The organism is Arachidicoccus sp., from assembly GCF_050436765.1.
Taxonomy (GTDB): domain Bacteria; phylum Bacteroidota; class Bacteroidia; order Chitinophagales; family Chitinophagaceae; genus Arachidicoccus.
Genome location: NZ_JBNQGD010000142.1, coordinates 1 through 5,362, shown reverse-complemented (window position 1 = coordinate 5,362; position 5,362 = coordinate 1). Strand labels below are relative to the sequence as shown.

The following is a 5,362-nucleotide window of genomic DNA, read 5'->3' as shown; positions in this document are numbered from 1 at the left end:
AACATACCAATAGCAAAATCGTCACTGCGCACGACACCAATAATGTCGCCGATTTTTTTTGAAATAGTCGTTTTATAAGGACCCCACACAATATTATCTATGTTCTCGGCCTTCGTTAAAGACAACAATTGAAACCGCAAATAAGATTTTTTTTGCTCTACCTTTATAATAGCGACGGAGCCATTGGGATAGGTTATATCTATTTCCTTTTTGGCCACGTTATAATTTGCCTTGCTAGGCAAAATATATTGGTTCTTATTGTCACAAAGACTCATCAACGCAGAGGACATGCCACCAGGGCAATATTCCTTCCCTGTTTTTTTATCTTTCATCGATACGATAAATCCGTTTTCGTTAACATGAATTCCCGCATATTGAGTTTGCAATTTAAATGCTTGCGCATTTGCTGAATTACTGAAAGGCGACCCCATGCAAACCAAGAAAGCAATCGTTAGATTTTGTAAATTAAAAAATTTCATATGCCTGTTAAGTGGAAAAAGAATTATGATTGAATAAGTGTTGCTTTAATAATGACTGCCGAATGCGGCGGTAAGTTTTTTACTTCATATACTCCTTCATGAACACCTAAACCAGCACCTTCCCAATAATTTTCAAGGGAAGCTCTCCCCTTCAATTTCATTTTTAAAGAGATAGTTTCCTTGTCATTCCAGTTTAAAAAATAATAGTACTGCACCGCCCCCAAATCTGTGACCCCTGTTTGAAACGAGTCGTCGGTAAAACGCGCACTTTTGCCCGTTGGAGGAATCTCCTTGTTAATAATTTCAAACTGCTTTGCAGAAAGATTACGATATTTATCGCCCAACATCATCAGGCCCCCTATCGCATGCAATACTGTTGCATGAAATAAATATTCATTGGGTTTTATTTCCTTTCCAGAATTCCCATTGGGTCCAAGTAACAAACCATCTGGATCACAATACCATAACTTACCGTTCTGCCAAGAACGTAATAAATTTTCTCTGGCTGTAGAAGCAAACGAAGTCCAATCTCTGGACACATCATTACTGGTGCGCGCGGCTGTTATCAAACCAAAGGATGGCCAATTGGGCTGATTGCATCCTAAAATTACGGTATTACTACCGCAAGCCGACAAGATAGCTTTCATGCCTTCGCGGTAGGCCTCAATACGTGTAGCTGTGGAATCATAGTGGATGCCGCCGTGAATAGCGCCCCAATAATTGGCATCTAACTTAAAATATTCAACCCCCCACTTTTCACGCATGGTTTTTATAACATCTCTCAGGTAGGCCTGTGCATGTGGGTTAGTCCCGTCCAGGACATACCAGGGACCATTATGCCAACCACCAAAACCAACTTTTGATGAAACAAGTGGCGCACCGCAACTATCTTTTACAAACCAATCCGGATGGTTCTTAAACAGTGCCGAGTTTTTTTCAGCAATGAATGGTGCCAGCCAAATAGCAGGCGTAAATCCTTCTTTTTTAATGGCGCTTAGCGTGTTCGGCAAAGAGCCGTATTTAGGGTTAGGTACTAACCAATCGCCCATAAAAGGCTGAAAACCGTCATCTATCTGGATATATTTTAAGGAAGGCAGGGTCTTAGCGAATCCTTTCAAGTTTTCGATAATATCGTTTTGTGTAAAATCTGATCCATAGCAATACCAGGAACTCCAGCCTACTGGAATCGGGCTTTTAAAAATGGGCGGATGTGTTTTAATTATTTGTCCTGCCAGTTGATCCAGCAATTTATTTTTATCTTTTCCGTCCAATGCCATGAAGTCTTCTAACGACACGCGTTGCCCAGCTTTCAATAGTAAGTTTTCCGGATCTACAGAGACAATTATTTTTTTCGCCGAGAAGGCGATTCTTCCTATAAATTTTTTACAACTGGAGAATCCAAGTACCATATAATCTCCTCTCGCCATCGTTAGGCTGAACAGACCGTATGCCGTGGTCATATGGTGAGGACCGATGATCCTGTAATGTGACTGGTCCGAGTAACCGGTAACGTTGCGGGGGTGCGCGAGTGTGCCTTCTAATTGGGACAACATTTGAAATCCTTCACCGTAAATGTGGCTGTTACTATCGAGTAAAGTGGATTTGCTGATCTCGAAAAGTACGATATTACTAATGCGTACCGGACGCGTCCCGTTGTTGACGATGGTAGAATGGCATACATTATTTTGCCACTCTCTTTGAATCTCTATTGATTTGCCGACAATCTTATGTTCATCAGAATTTTCACAATAAGGTGTTGAATGCTTTAAAGCAATAACCAATTTTTTCGCATTTATCACGTTGCTTAACGGCTTGGCGTTTATGGACAACGCCAGCAAAAAAATACCGGTTAAAAGAAAAAAGACTTTCACCTGTTTATTTTAATTGTTTTATAAATAAATCCCCTTCTTCGCCCAAATAATAAAATCCTGGGAATCAAAGTTAGTTTGTTAAAAAAAACATTCACTGCTCAATTTTGATAAAAACTAATGTTTTTTTGCTCATTATCCACGCACGATCTAAATTTTTGAACAAAAAAGGGCTCAATGCCCTTCTTTGTTCCTGCTGTTGAATAAATATTGCTCGAGTTATTGTAATGGATCAAACGTACCACCCCATTCATTATTTTGCATACTATTGTCACTATTAAAATCCTTTTGAAAATCATTTAACGCAATGGGGTAAAACCAATGATTGGTCGATAAATTATAGGTGTTAATGGCATTGTTTGTAACATTGCTAATAAATTCCAAATGAAAGTTAGCACGTACCACATCTGTCTGAATACTTTGTGTCCAATCAAATCCGGTTTGAGAATTAATGGTAGGCAAACCTGCATTTGCTACAAAAAACAATTGGGACATATATTTTTCGTTATTTAGAATATCAAAGCGCATCAAACGCCTCAAATCATCCCATCTTTTCCCCTCCTGTGCAAACTCCGCGAAGCGTTCGCTAATAAGTAAATTCCTTACCGCACCTTGATTATTGTAAGCATCTAATCCATATCCGATTGCACCTGAACCTTTTATAATACCAGCCCTTTGTCTAATTTGAGCAATATATCCTCGCGACTCCGTTCGATTACCAAGTTCATTTGCACATTCCGCCAAATTCATCAACACTTCCGCATAACGTATTTCTATCCAAATGTTTCCTCCTTGTTGTTGTGAGGTTATTTGATTAGTACCCGGAGTAACTGCTTTCAACGGATAAAAACCGCCGTAAATACCAACATTAGCACTCCCCATTTGATATTTTCCAAAATCATTGTAATTTGGAAAACTACCCCCATATACCTCCCAGAAATTTTGACCTGCCGGTACTTGTGTACTCGGGAATGCAGTTCCCGGAACAAATATTGACGCGTAAAAGCGCGGATCCATGTTTTTAACCAAATCTGTAAAGAAATTAGCATTATAAGCAGGATCGGATCTTAATCGTGCAGTATCTAAACCAGTAGGGGTACCTAAAGCGGTCGCAGAGCCATCGATACGAGGGAAGGCTAGCACTTGCCACACAAGAGGAAGAATACGACATGCATTTCCTTGTGTCATGCACCAAGGCAACAACGTATTCATACTATACGCATGATCGGGATAGTAATAATTATTGAACATTATCGCTTCTGTATTTGCCTTTCCCTTTGTTTGCCAAATTTTGTTGTAGGGCGTAAGAAGTTTGTAGCCTGCTACCGTACAAGTATCCAGAGCGGCCTTATTCGCGGCATAAGCCTTTTGCCAACGAGCAGCATCGTTGCTTCTGTTAAACAAAGGACTGGCATACCATAATAAGATTCTTCCTTTAAAAGCCATAGCGGCACATTTATCTATTCGTCCGTAGTCATTTCCACTCCATCTGGAAGGCAACAAGGACGCAGCATTATTTAAATCAGAAATAATGGTATCCACACATACAGACGTTGGACTGCGTTTGACAGTCAATGAGCTCGCACTACCATTAACTTGAGGTTTTGTTATAAGGGGAACACCTCCGAGATTTTTTACATAATTCCAATACGCCCACGCGCGCCAAAATAAGCATTGTCCTTTAAGATAATTATTTTCTTGTTTGGAAAGTACAGAAGTAGGGACAGATGGTAACTGCGACAACATAAAATTTATCTTATCGATATTGGTATAATTAAAAGCAATTCCTACGCCCGAAACCGTAATATTTAGTCCTTGGTCATATGCAGACATCGCGGTAGAGTTTTGGTTCATGGCCTCATCACTATTGTCTGCGCCAAAATTCCAACCGGACATGGAGCTAGCATATATATCGGTTAAATATGCCCGGATCATTGACGCATTCGTCCACACAATTTCCGGATTAATAGCCGTAGTGTTGGGATAATCCAGATTCGGTCTACAACCTCCAAGAGATAAGAAAGCTAGTACAAAAAAAACATATCCTAAACCTATATATTTTGATAATTTATTCATAAGAAACAATTTTAAGAATTAAAAATTAACATTGGCGCCCAAACTAAAAGTCCTCATAATTGGATATCCTATACCACTCCACCCCGGATTAAGTTCTGGGTCCCAGTATTTAAACTTGCTTAGATAAAACAAGTTTGTACCCGACGTAAAGATTCTTATAGATTTGATGGCGTCGCCTAAGGAGTTATTGAAATGAAAAGTATAGCCAATGTTCAAACTCTTTAGTCTTATGAAACTCGCATCTTGATACCAAAAACTACTATTGGTTATAGAATAAGACCTATAATCTCTTGGCACGACCCTCGGTAAGGGTGCATTGGAGTTTGACGGGGTCCAAGATTGGTTAATCCAAGCAGTATTCCACATCTGTCCACCATAATAATCGGCAAGCTCAAAGAAGTTTTTAGGATTATGAATTAACCCGCTAAATACAGCCTCCATGCTAAAGCCCTTCCAATTAGCACCTAAGTTTAAACCATACACAACGGGATTAGGATTGGCATATAAAACCTTTTGATCATAATTATTTATCACACCATCAGGTTGTCCTGTTTGCCCACTTTTATCAGCATATACCATCGAGCCCAAACCTACAGCTGTATTGCCATTGCCAGGATTAACATAGTTAGGGTTCGCTGCTTGCCAAGCAGCAAGTTCTGCTGCGGTACGTATAATAGACGCAGAGTAACCGGCAATGTAATTTGTAGCTTTCCCTACCGGAATTTGCCAAGGCAAATAGCTAATCGGGTAGTCTTTTGCAATCACTTTATTCCATCCATAAGAAGCATTTAAAGAGGCATACCAATCTACATTTCCAGTTTTATCATGCCATCCTATCGTTAAATCGGCTCCTTGAGCATTAATAATACCATAGTTCTCTTGCGGCAAAGACAAACTGAACGTTGTGGGCAATGAATTTTGTCTGGATCCCAAGATATC

General features: G+C 39.7%; 3 protein-coding genes and 1 pseudogene. All 4 read right to left on the bottom strand.

All coding sequences use genetic code 11. The features are described from left to right. Positions 1-479 (bottom strand): annotated as a pseudogene (locus ACQR30_RS06055) (hypothetical protein); the annotation flags it as partial. A 23-nt stretch (positions 480-502) separates the two neighbouring features. After that, positions 503-2,350 carry a glycoside hydrolase family 36 protein gene (locus tag ACQR30_RS06050; protein ID WP_429732724.1) on the bottom strand — a complete coding sequence of 616 codons (1,848 nt, stop codon included), beginning with the start codon at positions 2,348-2,350 and terminating at the stop codon, positions 503-505. Positions 2,351-2,566: 216 nt separating this feature from the next. Further along, entirely contained in the window at positions 2,567-4,423 is a 1,857-nt protein-coding gene (locus ACQR30_RS06045) for a RagB/SusD family nutrient uptake outer membrane protein (RefSeq protein WP_429732721.1), read from the bottom strand. Between the two features lie 18 nt (positions 4,424-4,441). After that, the coding region (locus tag ACQR30_RS06040) for a hypothetical protein (RefSeq protein ID WP_429732718.1) at positions 4,442-5,362 on the bottom strand (921 nt) is incomplete at its 5' end.

Coding starts and splice junctions, on each gene's coding strand:
- ACQR30_RS06045 (WP_429732721.1), bottom strand. CDS start 4,423: ATGAATAAATTATCAAAATATATAGGTTTAGGATATGTTTTTTTTGTA.